The following is a 16,488-nucleotide window of genomic DNA, read 5'->3' on the forward strand; positions in this document are numbered from 1 at the left end:
ATAAGGACACCTATGTCGCGTCGCATCTCCCCTGTCATACCCGGCTTCGGGTTGACCCTGGGCTACACGCTCTTGTACCTCAGCCTGATCGTGCTGATTCCTCTGGCGACCATGTTCATTTTCGCTGCCAGCCTGACCTGGGCTCAATTCTGGGCCATCATCAGTACGCCCCGGGTGCTTGCAGCGCTCAAGCTCAGTTTCGGCACAGCGCTGTTCGCCGCCGTCATCAACGGGCTCATCGGCCTGCTGCTGGCCTGGGTGCTGGTGCGCTATCGCTTCCCAGGGCGCCGGCTCATCGAAGCGATGATCGACCTGCCGTTCGCGTTGCCCACGGCGGTAGCGGGCATTGCCCTGACGGCCCTGTACGCCCCCAACGGCTGGGTTGGCCAGCTGGCCACCAGCCTGGGCTTCAAGATCGCCTATACCCCGCTTGGCATCACCCTGGCACTGACCTTCGTGACCCTGCCGTTCGTGGTGCGGACGCTTCAGCCGGTTCTGGCAGACATCCCCCGCGAGGTGGAGGAGGCCGCCGCCTGCCTGGGGGCCAAGCCGTTCCAGGTGTTCCGCCACGTACTGGCCCCCGCGCTGCTGCCGGCCTGGCTCACCGGGTTCGCGCTGGCGTTCGCACGGGGCGTGGGTGAGTACGGTTCGGTGATTTTCATCGCAGGCAATATGCCGATGAAAACCGAAATCCTGCCGCTGCTGATCATGGCCAAGCTCGATCAGTTCGACTACCCCGGCGCTACCTCCATTGGCGTGTTGATGCTGGTGGTCTCGTTCATCCTGTTGCTGCTGGTGAACCTGCTGCAGCGCCGCGTCGAAACACCCTGAGGGCCCCGTCATGAATTCAAACACAACGCCGGCCAACGCGGCACGGCGCGGCAGCCCGGCTGCCCGCGCGGTGCTGATCGGCCTGGGTTACCTGGTGTTCGCGCTGTTTTTGCTGCTGCCGTTGGCTATCGTGCTGACCCAGGCGCTCAAGGCAGGTGTGGGCACGTTTTTCGAAGCGATGATCGAGCCCGACGCGATCAGCGCACTGAAGCTGACTTTGCTCGCCGTGGTTGTGTCGGTGCCGCTGAACCTGGTGTTCGGCGTGTCGGCTGCCTGGTGCGTGAGCAAGTACCAATTCAAGGGCAAGAGCATTCTGGTCACCTTGATCGACCTGCCGTTCTCGGTGTCGCCAGTGATCGCCGGCCTGATCTACGTGCTGCTGTTCGGCGCGCAGGGCCTGCTGGGGCCGTGGCTGGAGGCGCACGATATCCAGATCATCTTCGCCCTGCCGGGCATCGTGCTGGCGACGGTGTTCGTGACCGTGCCTTTCGTAGCCCGCGAGTTGATCCCGCTGATGCAGGAGCAGGGCACCCAAGAGGAGGAGGCTGCACGCCTGCTCGGCGCCAACGGCTGGCAGATGTTCTGGCATGTGACCCTGCCGAACATCAAATGGGGCCTGATCTACGGCGTGGTGCTGTGCACCGCGCGGGCGATGGGCGAGTTCGGCGCGGTGTCGGTGGTGTCCGGGCATATCCGCGGCCAGACCAACACCCTGCCGCTGCACGTCGAGATTCTCTACAACGAATACAACATCGTGGCTGCCTTCGCCGTGGCCAGCCTGCTGTTGATCCTTGCGCTGCTCATCCTGCTGCTCAAGCAGTGGAGCGAAGCCCGCCTTGACCGCCAGCGCAACAGCGCCGCGGAGGAATGAACCATGTCGATCGAAGTTCGTAACGTCAGCAAGCGCTTCAACAGTTTCCAGGCTCTCGATGCCATCGACCTGGACATCCAGAGCGGCGAGCTGGTGGCGCTGCTCGGCCCTTCGGGCTGCGGCAAGACCACCCTGCTGCGCATCATCGCCGGGCTGGAAACCCCCGATCAGGGCAGTATCGTGTTTCACGGTGAGGATGTGTCTGGCACCGATGTGCGTGATCGCAACGTCGGCTTCGTATTCCAGCATTACGCGCTGTTCCGCCACATGAGCGTGTTCGACAACGTCGCCTTTGGCCTGCGCATGAAACCGCGCAACGAGCGCCCGAGCGAAACGGTGATCGCGCAGAAGGTGCACGAGCTGCTGAACATGGTGCAGCTCGACTGGCTGGCCGACCGCTACCCCGAGCAGTTGTCCGGCGGCCAGCGCCAGCGTATCGCCCTGGCCCGGGCGCTGGCCGTAGAGCCCAAGGTGCTGCTGCTCGACGAACCGTTCGGCGCGCTCGACGCCAAGGTGCGAAAAGAGCTGCGCCGCTGGCTGGCGCGCTTGCACGAAGACATCAACCTGACTTCGGTGTTCGTGACCCACGATCAGGAGGAGGCGATGGAAGTCGCCGACCGCATCGTGGTGATGAACAAGGGCGTGATCGAGCAGATCGGCTCGCCGGGCGAGGTGTATGAAAAGCCGGCCAGCGATTTCGTCTATCACTTCCTGGGCGACTCCAACCGCCTGCACCTGAGCGACGACCGCCATGTGTTGTTCCGGCCCCATGAAGTGTCGCTGTCGCGGCATGAGGTCGAAGGCCACCATGCGTCCGATGTACGCGACATTCGCCCACTGGGTGCGACCACCCGCGTAACGCTGAACGTCGAAGGGCAGCCAGACCTGATCGAGGTGGAAGTGGTGAAAGACCACGACGCGCTGGTCGGGTTGGAAAAGGGCCAGGCGTTGTTCTTCCGGCCGAAGGTCTAGCCACTGAGCACTTGGTTTGAAAGCGTGGGAGGGCGGCTAGCTGAGCGACGTGCTGACCCGCGCGTCGCGCAGCTAGCCGCGAGCCGCCCTCTCACAACGACTTTCTATAAAAGTTCTAGTTATTAATAAATAATTTCTTATTCCTTAAAGAATATAAACCCCCTCCCTATACTGGCACCCGTTCCCCCGTCCTTTCGGAGCCGCTGCCATGCACGCCGATACCATTCGTTACCTCATCCTGCCTGGCTGGCAAAACTCCGGGCCTGACCACTGGCAAACCCATTGGGAGCAACTGCTGCCCAATAGCGCTCGGGTGCAGCAAGCCGACTGGCAGGCACCTAAGCGGGGTGCCTGGGTTCAGGTACTGGATGACGCGGTGGCCGCCAGCGAGCACCCCGCCATCCTCATCGCTCACAGCCTTGGTTGCATCACTGTTGCGCATTGGGCCGCACAGGCCGGTACGGCGGCGCTGGCCAAGGTGCGAGGGGCCTTGCTGGTGGCGCCTGCGGATGTCGAGCGGCCCAACTGCCCCACGGCACTGGCCGGCTTCGCCCCCATCGCCCGGCAACCGTTGCCGTTTCCCAGCCTGCTGGTGGGCTCGGACAACGACCCGGCGGCCAGCGCGCCGCGCGCGTTGGAATTGGCCCGCGCCTGGGGCAGCGAGGCTGGCGTGCTGGCGGGTGCTGGCCATATCAACGCCAAGGCCGGCTATCACCACTGGGAGCAGGGTTTCGCCTACCTCTACCGCCTGCAAACCCGGCTGCGCCAACGCGCCGCCTGACCTGACCGGAGCCTGTGATGTCTGTTCTGCAAACCGGCCAGGAGCCGCTGCTGACCTTTTCCGAGAGCGAGCGCAGCCCGTTGTCGATCCGGGCGCGCGCCCTGGTGTTCATCGACCCGCGCTCGCTGCAATTGCGTCACGACCTGGAGCGTTTGGCGCCGACCCATGTGCCGGTGCTGATCCGTGGTGAAACCGGCACTGGCAAGGAGTTGCTCGCCCGCCATCTGCACAAGGCCAGCAACCGTACCGGGCTCTTCGTTTCGGTGAACTGCGGGGCGATCAGCGCGCGCCACGCCGAGGCTGAGCTGTTCGGCTACGCCGCCGGCACTTACGCCAGCGCTGCAGGCCGCACCGGCTGGTTCGGCTCGGCCAACGGCGGCACCCTGTACCTGGATGAGATCGGCGACCTTCCGTTGGGCCTTCAGGCCACGTTGCTGGCTGCACTGGAGAACCACGAAGTAACCCGCGTGGGCGCTCAGCACCCAACGCCCCTGGACGTGCGGCTGGTGGTCGCGTCGAGCATCGACCTGGCCTTGGCCGTGGCAGCAGGCAAATTCAACGCCCGGCTATTCAGTTACCTGAACGAAGGCCACCTGGCATTGCCGGCGCTGCGCCACCGCCCGGGCGACATCCTGCCGCTGGCCGAGTACTTCCTGGGTATCTATTGCCAGCGGCTTGGCCTTGCAATGCCGGTGATCAGCCCCGAGGCGCAGGCGCACCTGGAGCGTCATCCCTGGTCGGGCAACACGCGTGAGCTGGAAAATGTCGTCCACTTTGCCTTACTGGTGTGCAACGGCGAGCAAATCTTGCCTGAGCACCTGAATCTGCTTCAGTTATAACCGTCAACGTAAATGTTATTTCGCCAGCATCTAACAAGGCGGTATCGTTGCCGCCATGCCCGCAACCCGCGCTTAACTACTGGATTTTTCGATGAAAAAAACAATTCTGCTGACCGCCTTCTCTGCCGCACTGTCCTTCGCAGGCCTTACCCAGGCTGCCGAGGTGCTTAAGGTGGGTGCTACCCCCGTTCCACATGCTGAAATCCTCGAGCTGGTCAAACCGGTGTTGGCCAAGGAAGGGGTCGACCTGCAGATCAAGGTCTTCACCGACTATGTGCAGCCCAACGCCCAGGTCGCCGAGAAAAACCTCGACGCCAACTACTTCCAGACCCTGCCTTATCTCGAAAGCTTCAATAAGGGCAAAGGCACCAACCTGGTGACCGTAGTCGGCGTGCACGTCGAGCCTTTCGGTGGTTACTCGAAGAAGTACAAGAGCCTGAACGACCTGCCTGAAGGCGCCACCGTTGCGATCCCCAATGAGGGCAGCAACAGCGGCCGGGCCCTGTTGCTGCTGCAGAAAGCTGGCCTGATCACCCTGAAAGACCCGAAAAATGCGCTGGCCACCCCCAAAGACATCGCCCAGAACCCTAAAAAGCTCAAGTTCAAGGAGCTGGAATCTGCCGTGCTGCCGCGCGTGTTGGATCAGGTCGACCTGGACATGATCAACACCAACTATGCTCTGGAAGCCAAGCTCAACCCGGCCAAGGATGCGCTGATCATCGAGGGTTCCGATTCGCCTTACGTCAACTACCTGGTTGCCCGCCCGGACAACAAGGACAGCGACGCTTTGCAGAAGCTCGCCAAGGCCCTGACCAGCCCCGAAGTCAAAGCCTTCATCGAGAAGAAATACGACGGCGCGGTACTGCCGGCGTTCTGATCGACACTCCTGCCGTGCTTGCAGGAACCCCGCCGCCGGAGCACAGTCGCATGCTCATTGGAACTGGCGTGCAAGGGAGCCTGCATGGGGCACAGGGGTAAAAAAGCGGCAGCTTCGCTGCTGCTGATGGCCACGGTGGCGCTCGCCGCCTGTGGCCGCGAAGCGCCGGTTGAGCCGGATACACCGAGGGTGCAGGTGCTGGAAGTCAAACCCGCGACCTACAACCCTCGCGTGCAACTGACCGGCGACATCCGCGCCCGGGTGCAAACCCAGCTCGCCTTCCGCGTCAGCGGCAAGATCACCGAGCGCAAGGCCGACGTGGGCGACCGCGTCACCCCTCGCCAGGTACTGGCTCGCCTGGACCCCAAGGACCTGCAGAACAACGTCGACTCGGCCAATGCTGCCGTGGCGGCTCAACAAGCCCGCGTGACCGAAGCCCGTGCCGCCTTCCAGCGCCAGGCCATTCTGCTGCCCAAGGGCTACACCAGCCGTAGCGAATACGACAATGCCCAAGCGCAGTTGCGGGCCAATGAAAGCTCGCTGGCCGCAGCGCAGGCGCAACTGGCCAACGCCCGCGAACAGCGCGGCTACACCGACCTGGTGGCCGATGCGCCCGGTGTGATCACCGCACGCCATGCTGAAGCCGGGCAGGTGGTGCAGGCCGCTGCGCCGATCTTCGACCTGGCCCGCGACGGCGAACGCGATGCCGTGTTCAACGTTTATGAAGCACTGGTGGGCCAGGCTGCCGAAGGCACGCCGGTGACGGTCAGCCTGCTGGAAAACCCCGCCATCAGCGTCGTTGGCCAGGTGCGCGAAGTCACACCGGCCGTGTCGTCACAGAGCGGCACGCTGCAAGTCAAAGTGGCGTTGCCTGAACTGCCCACTGCCATGCGCCTTGGCGCGGTGGTCAGCGGCAGCGTCGAGACCCCCGGCAAGGCCATGGTCGAGCTGCCGTGGGCGGCGCTGACCAAGGACGTGCACGACCCTGCGGTGTGGTTGCTGCAAGAGGGCAAAGTGGTGCTGCGCAAAGTGGTGGTGGCGCGCTACCTCACCGGCAAGGTGATCATCGCCGACGGCCTGCAGGCCGGTGATACGGTGGTGGTCGCTGGCGGGCAGGTGCTGCATCCGGATATGAAAGTCGAAGTCGCCCAGCGGGTGAACCCATGAAGCGCCTGTGGATGATAGGGCTGCTGGCATTGGCCGCCTGCTCCAAGCAAGAGGCTGCCGAGCCGCCGCCGCGGCCCGTGCTTACCGCCACGGTTCAGAGCCTGGACATCGCCCATTGGGGCAGCTTCGCCGGGAATATCCAGGCACGCTACCAGAGCGAAGTCGGCTTCAGGATCGATGGCCGGATTGCACGCCGTTTAGTGGATGTCGGCGATGAAGTGCGCCAAGGGCAGTTGCTGGCGGTCCTTGACCCTACCGACCAGCAGAACCGCCTGCGCGCCAGCGAAGGCGACCAGGCGCGCCTGCAGGCGCAGTGGCTCAATGCCCAAGCGGATGCCAGGCGCCAACAGGAGCTGTTCGACCGTGGCGTGGGTGCACGGGCCCAGCTCGACACCGCCAACGCCAACCTGAAAGCCGCCGCCGCTTCCCTGGACCAGGCCAAGGCATCGGCCAGCCAGGCACGCGACCAGCTCACCTACGGCGAATTGCGCGCCGACCATGATGCAGTGGTCAACGAATGGCGCGCAGAAGCCGGCCAGGTGGTGGCGGCAGGCCAGGTGGTGGCGGTGCTCGCCCGGCCCGACGTCAAAGAGGCCGTGATCGACCTGCCCGCCGAGCTGGTGGATCAACTGCCCCCGCAGGTAGCCTTCATGGTGCAGGCACAGCTGGACCCCGCCACCACCAGCGCCGCCACGGTGCGCGAGATCGAGCCCCAGGCCGATAGCACCACCCGCACCCGCCGCGCGCGGTTGACGTTGGCGCAGCAGCCAGTGGGCTTTCGCCTCGGCACGCCGATCCGCGTGAGCCTGAGCAGCGCCATTGCCGAGCGCCTGCAAGTGCCGGCGCGCGCCATTCAGGAAGTCGACGGCCATACCCAGGTATGGCGCCTGGACACCGCCAGCCACAAGGTCAACCCGCTCAGCGTTCGGGTAGTCGGCCGCAGCCAGGACCACGCCATTGTCGCGGGGGACCTCAAGGCTGGCGATCAGGTGGTCACCGCTGGCCTGAACAGCCTCAAACCCGGGCAACCGGTCAAAGCCGAACAAGGACGCGCGCAATGAGCAAGGGTTCGTTCAACCTCTCCGATTGGGCGCTGCGGCATCAATCGTTCGTCTGGTACCTGATGTTCGTGGCCCTGCTGATGGGCGTTTTTTCCTACATGAACCTGGGCCGCGAAGAAGACCCGTCCTTCACCATCAAGACCATGGTGATCCAGACCCGCTGGCCCGGCGCTACCCAGGACGAAACCCTGCAGCAAGTGACCGACCGCATCGAGAAAAAGCTCGAGGAGCTGGATTCGCTCGACTACACCAAGAGCTACACCCGCCCCGGCGAATCGACGGTGATGCTGTTTCTCAAGGACACCACCAGCGCCAAGGCCATCCCGCAGATCTGGTACCAGGCGCGCAAGAAGATCGACGATATACGCGGCCAGTTCCCCCAGGGCTTGCAGGGGCCGGCCTTCAACGATGAATTCGGCGATGTGTTCGGCTCGATCTACGCCTTCACCACCGACGGCCTGAGCATGCGCCAGCTGCGCGACTACGTGGAGCAGGTGCGCGCCGAAATTCGCTCGGTGCCGGGGTTGGGCAAGGTCCAGGTGATCGGCGCCCAGGACGAAGTCATCTACTTGAATTTCTCCACCCGCAAGCTGGCGGCGCTCGGGCTGGATCAAAACCAGGTGGTGCAGGCGCTGCAGGCGCAGAACGCCGTTACCCCTGCCGGGGTAATCGAAGCCGGGCCCGAACGCATCAGCGTGCGCACCAGCGGGCAGTTCCATTCCGAACAGGACCTGCGCCAGGTCAACCTGCGAGTGGGCGAGCGCTTCTACCGGCTGGCGGACATCGCAGACATCCAGCGTGGCTACAGCGATCCGCCCACCCCGCTGTTCCGCTTCAACGGGCAACCGGCGATCGGCCTGGCCATCGCCATGCAGGATGGCGGCAACATCCAGACCTTCGGCAAGGCGTTGCACGCGCGCATGGACGAAGTGACCGGTGATCTGCCGATCGGGGTGGGTGTGCACGTGGTCTCCGACCAGGCGCAGGTGGTGGAGAAAGCCGTGGGTGGCTTTACCAGTGCGCTGTTCGAGGCCGTGGTGATCGTGCTGGTGGTCAGCTTCGTGAGCCTGGGGCTGCGTGCGGGCCTCGTGGTGGCTTGCACCATCCCGCTGGTGCTGGCGATGGTGTTCGTGTTCATGGAATACAGCGGCATCACCATGCAGCGGATTTCCCTGGGTGCGCTGATCATCGCCCTGGGCTTGTTGGTGGACGATGCGATGATCACGGTGGAGATGATGGTCACGCGGCTGGAAGCCGGCGACAGCCGGGCCGACGCCGCCACCTACGCCTACACCTCAACCGCCTTCCCGATGCTGACCGGCACCTTGGTGACGGTGGCGGGCTTCGTGCCCATCGGCCTCAACGCCAGCTCCGCCGGGGAGTACACCTTCACCCTGTTCGCGGTAATCGCCGTGGCGATGCTGGTGTCCTGGGTGGTGGCGGTGTTCTTCGCCCCCGTATTAGGCGTGCACCTGCTCAGTGAAAAGGTCAAAAAACACGAAGAGAAAAAGCCCGGGCGCGTGGCGCGGGCGTTCGATGGCGGGCTGGTGTTCGCCATGCGCCATCGCTGGCTGACGATCATCGGCACGATCGTGATGTTCGCCCTGGCGCTGTTCGGCATGCGCTTCGTGCAGAACCAGTTCTTCCCATCCTCCGACCGCCCTGAGGTGCTGGTAGACCTTAACCTGCCACAGAACGCCTCCATCAACGAGACCCGCCGAGTGGTCGACCGCTTCGAAGCCTCGCTCAAGGATGACCCGGACATCGCTCGCTGGAGCACCTACATCGGGCAAGGGGCGGTGCGTTTTTATCTGCCGCTGGACCAGCAGTTGGAAAACCCTTTCTATGCACAGCTGGTTATCGTCAGCAAGGGCCTGGAAGAGCGCGGCGCCTTGATGGCGCGGCTCAATAAACACCTGCGTGAAGATTTCGTCGGGGTGAGCGGGTTCGTTCAACCGCTGGAGATGGGCCCGCCGGTAGGGCGGCCCGTGCAGTATCGAGTCAGTGGGCGCGATGTGGACCAGGTGCGCAAGCATGCGATGGAGCTGGCTGCCTTGCTCGACCGCAACGAGCACATCGGCGAGATGGTTTACGACTGGAGCGAACCGGGCAAGGTGCTGCGTATCGACATCGCCCAGGACCGCGCTCGGCAACTGGGTTTGTCGTCCAAGGACGTTGCCGACCTGATGAACTCGGTGACCCAGGGCCAGACGGTCACCCAGGTGAACGACAGCATCTACCTGATCAACGTGATCGGCCGCGCCGAGGACGCCGAGCGTGACTCACCGGAAACCCTGCAGAACCTGCAGATCGTCACGCCCAGCGGCACGTCCATCCCGTTGCTGGCCTTCGCCACCGTGCGTTATGAGCTCGAGCAGCCGCTGGTGTGGCGCCGCGACCGCCTACCGACGATCACCCTCAAGGCGTCGGTGCGCGATGCCATGCAGCCGACAGACCTGGTCAACCAACTGCAGCCGGAGATCGACCGCTTCGCCGACGGCCTGCCTGAGGGCTACAAGGTCGCTACCGGCGGCACGGTCGAGGAGAGCGGCAAGGCGCAAGGCCCGATCGCGCATGTGGTGCCATTGATGCTGTTTTTGATGGCCACCTTCCTGATGATCCAGCTGCATAGCGTGCAGAAGATGTTCCTGGTGGCCAGTGTGGCCCCGTTGGGGATCATCGGCGTTGTCATCGCGCTGGTGCCCACGGGCACGCCGATGGGCTTCGTGGCGATCCTCGGCATTCTGGCGCTGATCGGCATCATCATCCGCAACTCGGTGATTCTGGTCACGCAGATCGACCAGTACGAGCGGGACGGCTACCGCCCCTGGGACGCTGTTCAGGAGGCGACCCGCCACCGCCGCCGGCCCATCCTGCTGACGGCCGCAGCAGCCAGCCTGGGGATGATCCCTATCGCTCGCGAGGTGTTCTGGGGGCCGATGGCCTACGCGATGATCGGCGGCATCATCAGTGCCACGGTGCTGACGCTGATGTTCCTGCCGGCGCTTTACGTGGCGTGGTACCGCATCAAGGAGTGATGCGCCTACCCCTTGCGCCAGGCGCTCGCCAGCCAGGGCTGCTGCTCACGCGGTAGCCCGGCGGGGCGGTAATAGTGCTCCAGCTCCTGAAAGCCCGCGGCCTGCATGACCTGGCGCCACTGCTCGATGCTGTGAAAGGCGCCATAGCGTTGCCCTTTGAAACCCTCTTGGCCCTCGCCTCGCGGGTTGGAGCTGAACAACACCCCGCCCGGCTTCAAGGTGGCGTGCAGCTCGGCCAGCACCCGAGGCAGTTCCTGGCTCGGCACATGGAAAAGGCTGGCGTTGGCGAACACGCCGTCGAAATGCTCGGCGGGCAGCGCCAGCCCCAGGAAGTTCTGCTCCCACACCTCGCAACCACTGGCCTCACGGGCCATGGCGACGAACGCCGCGCAGCCGTCCAGGCCCACCGGTGAATGGCCGCGGGCCTTGAGGGCGCTCAGGTCGCGGCCGGGCCCGCAACCGAAGTCCAATATCACTGCCTTTTCAGCAGGCAGGTAGCGCAGCAGGGCATCGATGTTCTGGCTTACGTCGTGGCCGGCTGTGCCATCGCGGAAGGCTTCGGCCACGGCCTGATAATCGGCCAGGGTGCGGGTGCTGAGGTGTTGCAGGTCTGCCGGGCTGAGGGCCATGGCGGGCTCCGGTGGGTCAGGTGGCACTGTAGGTTGGGCTCAGTGGGCGAGAAACTTGCTGAGGAACTGCCGTGTGCGTTCGTGCCTGGGGTTGGCGAACAGCGCCTTGGCCTCCCCCTGCTCGACAATGTGGCCCTGGTCGAAAAACACCACGCGGTTGGCCACGTCCCGGGCGAAGGCCATTTCGTGCGTGACGATGATCAGTGTGCGCTTTTCTTCTGCCAACCCACGGATGGTCGCCAGCACCTCGCCCACGCGCTCGGGGTCCAGCGCGGAGGTGGGCTCGTCGAACAGAATCGCCTGGGGCTCCATGGCCAGTGCCCGGGCAATGGCCACCCGTTGCTGCTGGCCACCGGACAACTGGCGTGGGTAGGCATCTTCTTTACCGGCCAGGCCCACCTTGGCCAACAACGCCACGGCCGCCGCCTGGGCTTGCGGGCGAGGCACCCGCCGCACCACCAGCGGGCCCTCCATCACGTTTTCCAGCGCGGTGCGGTGGGGGAACAGGTTGAAGTTCTGGAACACGAAGCCTACCTGCTGGCGCAACGCCCGCACCTGCGCCTGTTGCTGGCTGAGCGGGCGAGTGCTGTCGATCTGAAGATCGCCGATGCGCACGCTGCCGGTGTCTGGTGTTTCGAGCAGGTTCAGGCAACGCAGGAAGGTGGTCTTGCCCGAGCCGCTGGGCCCGATGATCGCCACCACTTCACCCGCGTCGACCCGCAGGTCGATGTTCTCCAGCACAACCTGGCCGTTGAAACGCTTGCTCAGCCCTTTTACGTCGATCATCGGTCAGCGCTCGGCAGCATGGCGGTTGACCCTGGACTCCAGGCGCTGCTGCAGGTGCGACAGCACCGTGGCCAGCACCCAGTAGAGCAGGGCGGCGGTCAGGTACATGGCGAACACCTCGAAGGTGCGCGCCGTGACCAGTTGCGCCTGGCGGAACAGCTCAGGCACTTGAATGGTGGCGGCCAGTGCGGTGTCCTTGACCAGCGCGATGAAGCTGTTGCCCAGTGGCGGCAAGGCGGTGCGCGCAGCCTGGGGCAGCACGGTACGGCGCAGGGTTTGCCAGCGGGTCATGCCCAGCGAGGCGCTGGCCTCCCATTGGCCCGGCTCGATGGCGCTGATGGCCGCACGCAGGATCTCGCTGGCGTAGGCGGCCATGTTCAAGGAAAACCCGATCAGCGCGGCTGGCAGTGGTTCGAGCTGGATACCCAGCGATGGCAAGCCGTAGTAGATCAGAAACAGCTGCACCAGCAGGGGCGTGCCGCGAAAGAACGACACATAGCCGCGTGCTACCCAGCGCAGCGGGGCGACTGCCGACAGCCGCATCAGGGCCATGGCGAAGCCCAGCAGCAGGCCGAAGAACATGCCGCCCAGGCTCAGCACCACGGTGAACCAGGCGCCCTGCAGCAGAAATGGCAGCGACTGCCAGGCGACGTTGAGGCTTTCCTGGTTCATTGAGTGACGTCAGCACCGAACCATTTGTTCGACAGCGCCGCCAGGGAGCCGTCGTCACGCATGGCCTTGAGGGCCTTGTCGAGTGCTTCCAGCAGCTCCGGCTCGCCCTTGCGTACGGTAATGCCCGACTCGATGCGGGAGAACGGCTCGCCGGCAGCGGCCAGCTTGCCGTGGGTTTTCTTCACCATCTCAAGCGCCGCCAGGCGGTCCACCAGTACCACGTCGATGCGGCCGTTGTTCAGGTCGGCGATCTTGCTGGGGTCATCTTCATAGGTGCGCACCTCGGCCTTGGGCACATTGGCGCGTACCCATTGCTCGTAGTTGGTGCCCAGGCCTACACCGACCTTTTTGCCCGCCAGGTCCTGGGCGGTCTTGATGGTGCCCTGGTCGGCCGTGCGCGTCAGCGCCTGAATGCCAGAGACGGTATAGGGCGTTGAGAAGTCGTATTTCTTGCGGCGCTCATCGGAGATGCTCACCTGGTTGATGACGACGTCCAGGCGCCGCGACTCCAGGGCCGCCAGCAGGCCATCCCATTTGGTGGTCTGCAACTTGGCCTGCACGCCGAGCTTGGCTGCGATGGCCTGCGCGAGCTCTACCTCAAAGCCGGTGAGCTTGCCGCTTTCATCCACGAAGCTGAACGGTGGGTAGGTGCCTTCAAGGCCCACGCTGATGGCCTTGTTGGCCTGGATCTGCTGCAGTTGCTCACCAGCGTGCACGGTGCCGGAAAGCAGCCCGGCGATGGCCAGGGCGGTGAGGGCGAACGGGCGTAGCGTTGCGAATGCGGGCATATCGGCTCCTTGGCTTGAATAGGCAGGGCGCCACCCGCGGCGTGGGTAGGCGACTTGCGACTATAAGTACCGCCCAGGCCCCGGGCAACCGCTATCGATGCGGAACCCGCCGCGCCGGGTGGCGCTCACACAGGTGTGTGACAGCGATGGCGCACGCGCGTGCTGGCGGTTTAGAGTGGCCCGCTATCGGCCTTTGATGCAGGAGAACAACCTTGAACGAGCGTGTACCTGGCCAGGCGCCATCGGAGCCTTGGCAATTGCAGGAGATCGTTGGCCAACTGCGCACCGCCCGCCAGGCCTGGCGCCGGCAGAACGGCCGCAGTTGCGGCCACAGCGGCGGCCGGCAGTTGCCTTCCCGCGAGGCGATGGCCGATATCCTCGCGCAGTTGTGCAGTGCCTTGTTCCCGATGCGCCTGGGGCCGGTGGACCTGCGCGAAGAGAGCGAGGACTTCTACGTCGGCCATACGCTCGACGCCGCCCTGAACGGCCTGCTGCTGCAAGCGCGGCTGGAGTTGCGCTATGCCAACCGCCAAGGCCCGTGCGATGTGGAGTCGCTCGACGCCAGTGCCTTGCGGCTGGTGCAGGGGCTGGCTGCAGCACTGCCCAGCCTGCGTGTGCAGCTTGACACCGACGTGCTGGCCGCCTACCAGGGCGACCCGGCCGCGCGCAGCGTGGATGAGGTGCTGCTGTGCTACCCCGGCGTGCTGGCGATCATTCATCACCGCATTGCCCATCATCTGTATAGCGTGGGCCTGCCGCTGCTGGCGCGGATCGCTGCAGAGCTGGCGCATTCGGCCACCGGCATTGATATTCACCCCGGTGCTCGCATCGGCTCGAGCTTCTTCATCGACCACGGCACCGGTGTGGTCATTGGCGAAACGGCGATCATCGGCGAACGGGTGCGGATCTATCAGGCCGTTACCTTGGGCGCCAAGCGCTTCCCCACCGACGACAACGGCACCCTGCAGAAGGGCCTGCCTCGCCACCCGATCGTCGAGGATGACGTCGTGATCTATGCAGGCGCCACCATCCTGGGGCGCGTGACCATCGGCGAAGGCTCCGTGATCGGCGGTAACGTGTGGTTGACCCGCAGCGTGCCAGCGGGCAGCAACATCACCCAGGCGAACCTGCAGCTCGAAGACGGCACACAGAAGTAATCCCGCCAGCCCCGGCGCCTTGCCGGGGCACCTCCTCACATGAAAGTGCCGCTCGTCGGATGTCGCACCTTTCACGAAACCTGACGGTTGGTAGCCTCTGGCCACTGGACTGTCACGCTGAACCGGCTAAGGTCCATCTGGCATCGCAACGTTGCGCCTCGAAACCCTTTCCATGCTGGGTCGCTCTCGCTAAAGCCGCGCCATGCACGGCCGATAGCGAAATCACGGGCTGGTCGTGCTTAGTCCTTCGAGTTCTAAGAAGTGTGATGCTGATCGCAACAAGAGATATGCTTAGCTCGAAGCGATTGGTGACAACGTTTTTTTAATATGGTTTCTTATGCGCCTCGGTTCTTAACGAAATTGCAACAAATGGTTATTAGATTGTAAAAAAATCTTTAACCGGACGTTGAGACCGTTGGCGCCATGAGCGCCAGGCGACGCCAAGGGGCACCAAGACCCCATACAACTGCAAGACAAAAATTAGAAAGCAAGAGGAGCAATACCAGTGAACAAGTCTACCCTGGCACTCGCTGTCGCCATGGGCGTGCTGGCCCAACAGGCCAGCGCCGCCGGTTTCATCGATGACAGCAAAGCATCCGTAAGCTCGCGCACCTTGTATTTCGATGGGGATAACCGCCAAGGCGGTAACGATCAGCGCCAAACCGTCACCGGCCTGAAGTTCGACTTCCTGTCCGGCTACACCCAAGGCGTCGTAGGCTTTGGTCTCGACCTGCAGGGCATGGTAGGTGTGAACCTCACCGGTGGCATCGATCACCAAGGCCCGGGCACCGCCAACACCGTTAGCCCGGTCGACAGCGACGGTACCCCGGTTCACAACTGGAGCCGCATCGGCGCCAACGGCAAGATCAAGTTCTCGAAAACCGAGATCAAAGCGGGTAACGCCCTGGCGCCTAACCTGCCGATCCTGGTTGCGAACGACGGCCGCCTGCTGCCTGCTTCCTACCAAGGTGCAATCCTGACCTCCAAGGAACTGGACACCGTCACCTTCACCGCAGGTTACCTGAACCGTGAAATCGGCCGTGCTTCGAGCAACTGGGCCGCTATCGGCGCAGGCGGCAGCCGCGGCTCGGATGGCTTCAGCTTCGGCGGCGCCGACTGGAAAGTCACCAAAGACCTGACCCTGCAGTACTACTACGCCAAGCTGGACGACTATTACACCCAGAACTTCCTGGGCGCTACCCACGTCTTCCAGATCGCGCCTGATCAGTCCTTCAAGACCGACCTGCGCTACTTCAACAGCAACTCCGACGGTGCCAACGGCAACGACAGCCGCTTTGCCTACCGCAACGGCTACAACTCCGGTGGCCGCGGTGAAGTCGACAACAACACTTGGGCTGCTGCGTTCACCTACACCCTGGGTGGCCACTCGCTGACCCTCGGCCATCAACGCGTGAGCGATGACGGCGGCATGGTTGCGGTCAACAACGGCAACATCGTCGACGGCCGTGGCCGCCCTGAAGGTGAAGGTGGCAACAGCTACTACCTGATGACCGACATCATGGCCAACAGCTTCACCCGCGCCGGTGAGAACTCCACCTTCGGTATCTACAGCTACGACTTCGCCAAGCTGGGCGTGCCAGGCCTGAAAGCCACCTGGACCTACGTCAGCGGCCGCGACGCACGTGGCCTGGGCGGCGCTGGTGCCAACCAGTCGCGCGCGCGTTACGACGAGTGGGAAAGCGACTACCGCCTGGACTACACCCTGCAGAGCGGTCCCCTCAAGGGCCTGGGCTTCTCGGCTCGCCATGCGACCTACCGCACCGAGCTGCCGGCTGCTACTCAGCAGAACGTCGACCAGACTCGCTTCTACGTCAACTACACTTACGCCTTCTGGTAACAGCGGCGTTGTGTGAAAGAGCCCCGCCTCGGCGGGGTTTCTTTTGGCTTCGAATTTATATTTCAAATAGTTATTACAATAAGTTTATCTATTCTTTTTGTTTTTTCACCACATCCCTCACATTGATCCCATGCCACCGCGCCCCCTCAGAGGACACCGCA

At 63.8% G+C, this 16,488-nt stretch carries 14 protein-coding genes and 1 pseudogene; 11 read left to right on the top strand and 4 right to left on the bottom strand.

Translation table 11 applies throughout. From position 1 onward, the window contains the following. The first annotated feature begins 12 nt into the window (after positions 1 to 12). The 9 genes and pseudogenes from cysT to F474_RS10715 all read left to right on the top strand — a co-directional run bounded on the left by cysT (position 13) and on the right by F474_RS10715 (position 10,437). A complete protein-coding gene (gene cysT, locus F474_RS10675) occupies positions 13 to 831 on the top strand; it encodes a sulfate ABC transporter permease subunit CysT (RefSeq protein WP_097084383.1) in 819 nt (272 codons plus the stop codon). Positions 832 to 841: 10 nt separating this feature from the next. Next, positions 842 to 1,702, top strand: coding sequence for a sulfate ABC transporter permease subunit CysW (cysW, locus tag F474_RS10680; protein WP_097084384.1), 861 nt, complete (start codon positions 842 to 844; stop codon positions 1,700 to 1,702). Positions 1,703 to 1,705: 3 nt separating this feature from the next. Continuing rightward, the gene (locus F474_RS10685) at positions 1,706 to 2,674 is read left to right on the top strand and encodes a sulfate/molybdate ABC transporter ATP-binding protein (protein ID WP_097084385.1); all 969 of its coding nucleotides are present in this window, start codon (positions 1,706 to 1,708) and stop codon (positions 2,672 to 2,674) included. 208 nt (positions 2,675 to 2,882) lie between these two features. Beyond that, on the top strand, positions 2,883 to 3,455 hold the full coding sequence (locus tag F474_RS10690; protein ID WP_097084386.1) for an alpha/beta hydrolase: 573 nt from the start codon (positions 2,883 to 2,885) through the stop codon (positions 3,453 to 3,455). Positions 3,456 to 3,472: 17 nt separating this feature from the next. Continuing rightward, positions 3,473 to 4,282: pseudogene (locus tag F474_RS10695) on the top strand (sigma 54-interacting transcriptional regulator); the annotation flags it as partial. A gap of 103 nt (positions 4,283 to 4,385) precedes the next feature. After that, positions 4,386 to 5,171 (top strand): MetQ/NlpA family ABC transporter substrate-binding protein, encoded by a 786-nt coding sequence (locus tag F474_RS10700; protein ID WP_097084388.1) that lies wholly within the window; start codon positions 4,386 to 4,388, stop codon positions 5,169 to 5,171. Between the two features lie 84 nt (positions 5,172 to 5,255). Next, on the top strand, positions 5,256 to 6,338 hold the full coding sequence (locus F474_RS10705; protein WP_097084389.1) for an efflux RND transporter periplasmic adaptor subunit: 1,083 nt from the start codon (positions 5,256 to 5,258) through the stop codon (positions 6,336 to 6,338). Further along, entirely contained in the window at positions 6,335 to 7,399 is a 1,065-nt protein-coding gene (locus F474_RS10710; RefSeq protein WP_097084390.1) for an efflux RND transporter periplasmic adaptor subunit, read from the top strand. Before F474_RS10705 ends, F474_RS10710 begins: the two co-directional genes overlap by 4 nt. Then, positions 7,396 to 10,437, top strand: a complete 3,042-nt coding sequence (locus tag F474_RS10715; protein ID WP_097084391.1) for an efflux RND transporter permease subunit — start codon at positions 7,396 to 7,398, stop codon at positions 10,435 to 10,437. Before F474_RS10710 ends, F474_RS10715 begins: the two co-directional genes overlap by 4 nt. Before the next feature lie 5 nt (positions 10,438 to 10,442). Here the strand turns inward: F474_RS10715 and F474_RS10720 are convergent, their stop codons facing one another. From F474_RS10720 to tcyJ, 4 genes are read right to left on the bottom strand one after another with little or no spacing between them, the layout of a single operon-like run. After that, positions 10,443 to 11,066, bottom strand: coding sequence for a bifunctional 2-polyprenyl-6-hydroxyphenol methylase/3-demethylubiquinol 3-O-methyltransferase UbiG (locus F474_RS10720; RefSeq protein ID WP_097084392.1), 624 nt, complete (start codon positions 11,064 to 11,066; stop codon positions 10,443 to 10,445). A gap of 39 nt (positions 11,067 to 11,105) precedes the next feature. After that, on the bottom strand, positions 11,106 to 11,852 hold the full coding sequence (tcyN, locus tag F474_RS10725) for an L-cystine ABC transporter ATP-binding protein TcyN (protein ID WP_097084393.1): 747 nt from the start codon (positions 11,850 to 11,852) through the stop codon (positions 11,106 to 11,108). 3 nt (positions 11,853 to 11,855) lie between these two features. Then, a complete protein-coding gene (gene tcyL / locus F474_RS10730) occupies positions 11,856 to 12,524 on the bottom strand; it encodes a cystine ABC transporter permease (protein ID WP_097084394.1) in 669 nt (222 codons plus the stop codon). Next, positions 12,521 to 13,312, bottom strand: a complete 792-nt coding sequence (gene tcyJ, locus F474_RS10735) for a cystine ABC transporter substrate-binding protein (protein WP_097084395.1) — start codon at positions 13,310 to 13,312, stop codon at positions 12,521 to 12,523. The genes tcyL and tcyJ overlap by 4 nt, the downstream gene beginning before the upstream one ends. Before the next feature lie 212 nt (positions 13,313 to 13,524). Here tcyJ and epsC point away from each other — a divergent pair, with 212 nt between their 5' ends. Beyond that, complete coding sequence (gene epsC, locus F474_RS10740) at positions 13,525 to 14,469, top strand: serine O-acetyltransferase EpsC (RefSeq protein ID WP_097084396.1); 945 nt, start codon at positions 13,525 to 13,527, stop codon at positions 14,467 to 14,469. 505 nt (positions 14,470 to 14,974) lie between these two features. After that, the gene (locus tag F474_RS10745) at positions 14,975 to 16,327 is read left to right on the top strand and encodes an OprD family outer membrane porin (protein ID WP_097084397.1); all 1,353 of its coding nucleotides are present in this window, start codon (positions 14,975 to 14,977) and stop codon (positions 16,325 to 16,327) included. Positions 16,328 to 16,488: the final 161 nt, after the last annotated feature.

Source organism: Pseudomonas sp. URIL14HWK12:I12, assembly GCF_003097135.1.
Classification (GTDB): Bacteria; Pseudomonadota; Gammaproteobacteria; order Pseudomonadales; family Pseudomonadaceae; genus Aquipseudomonas.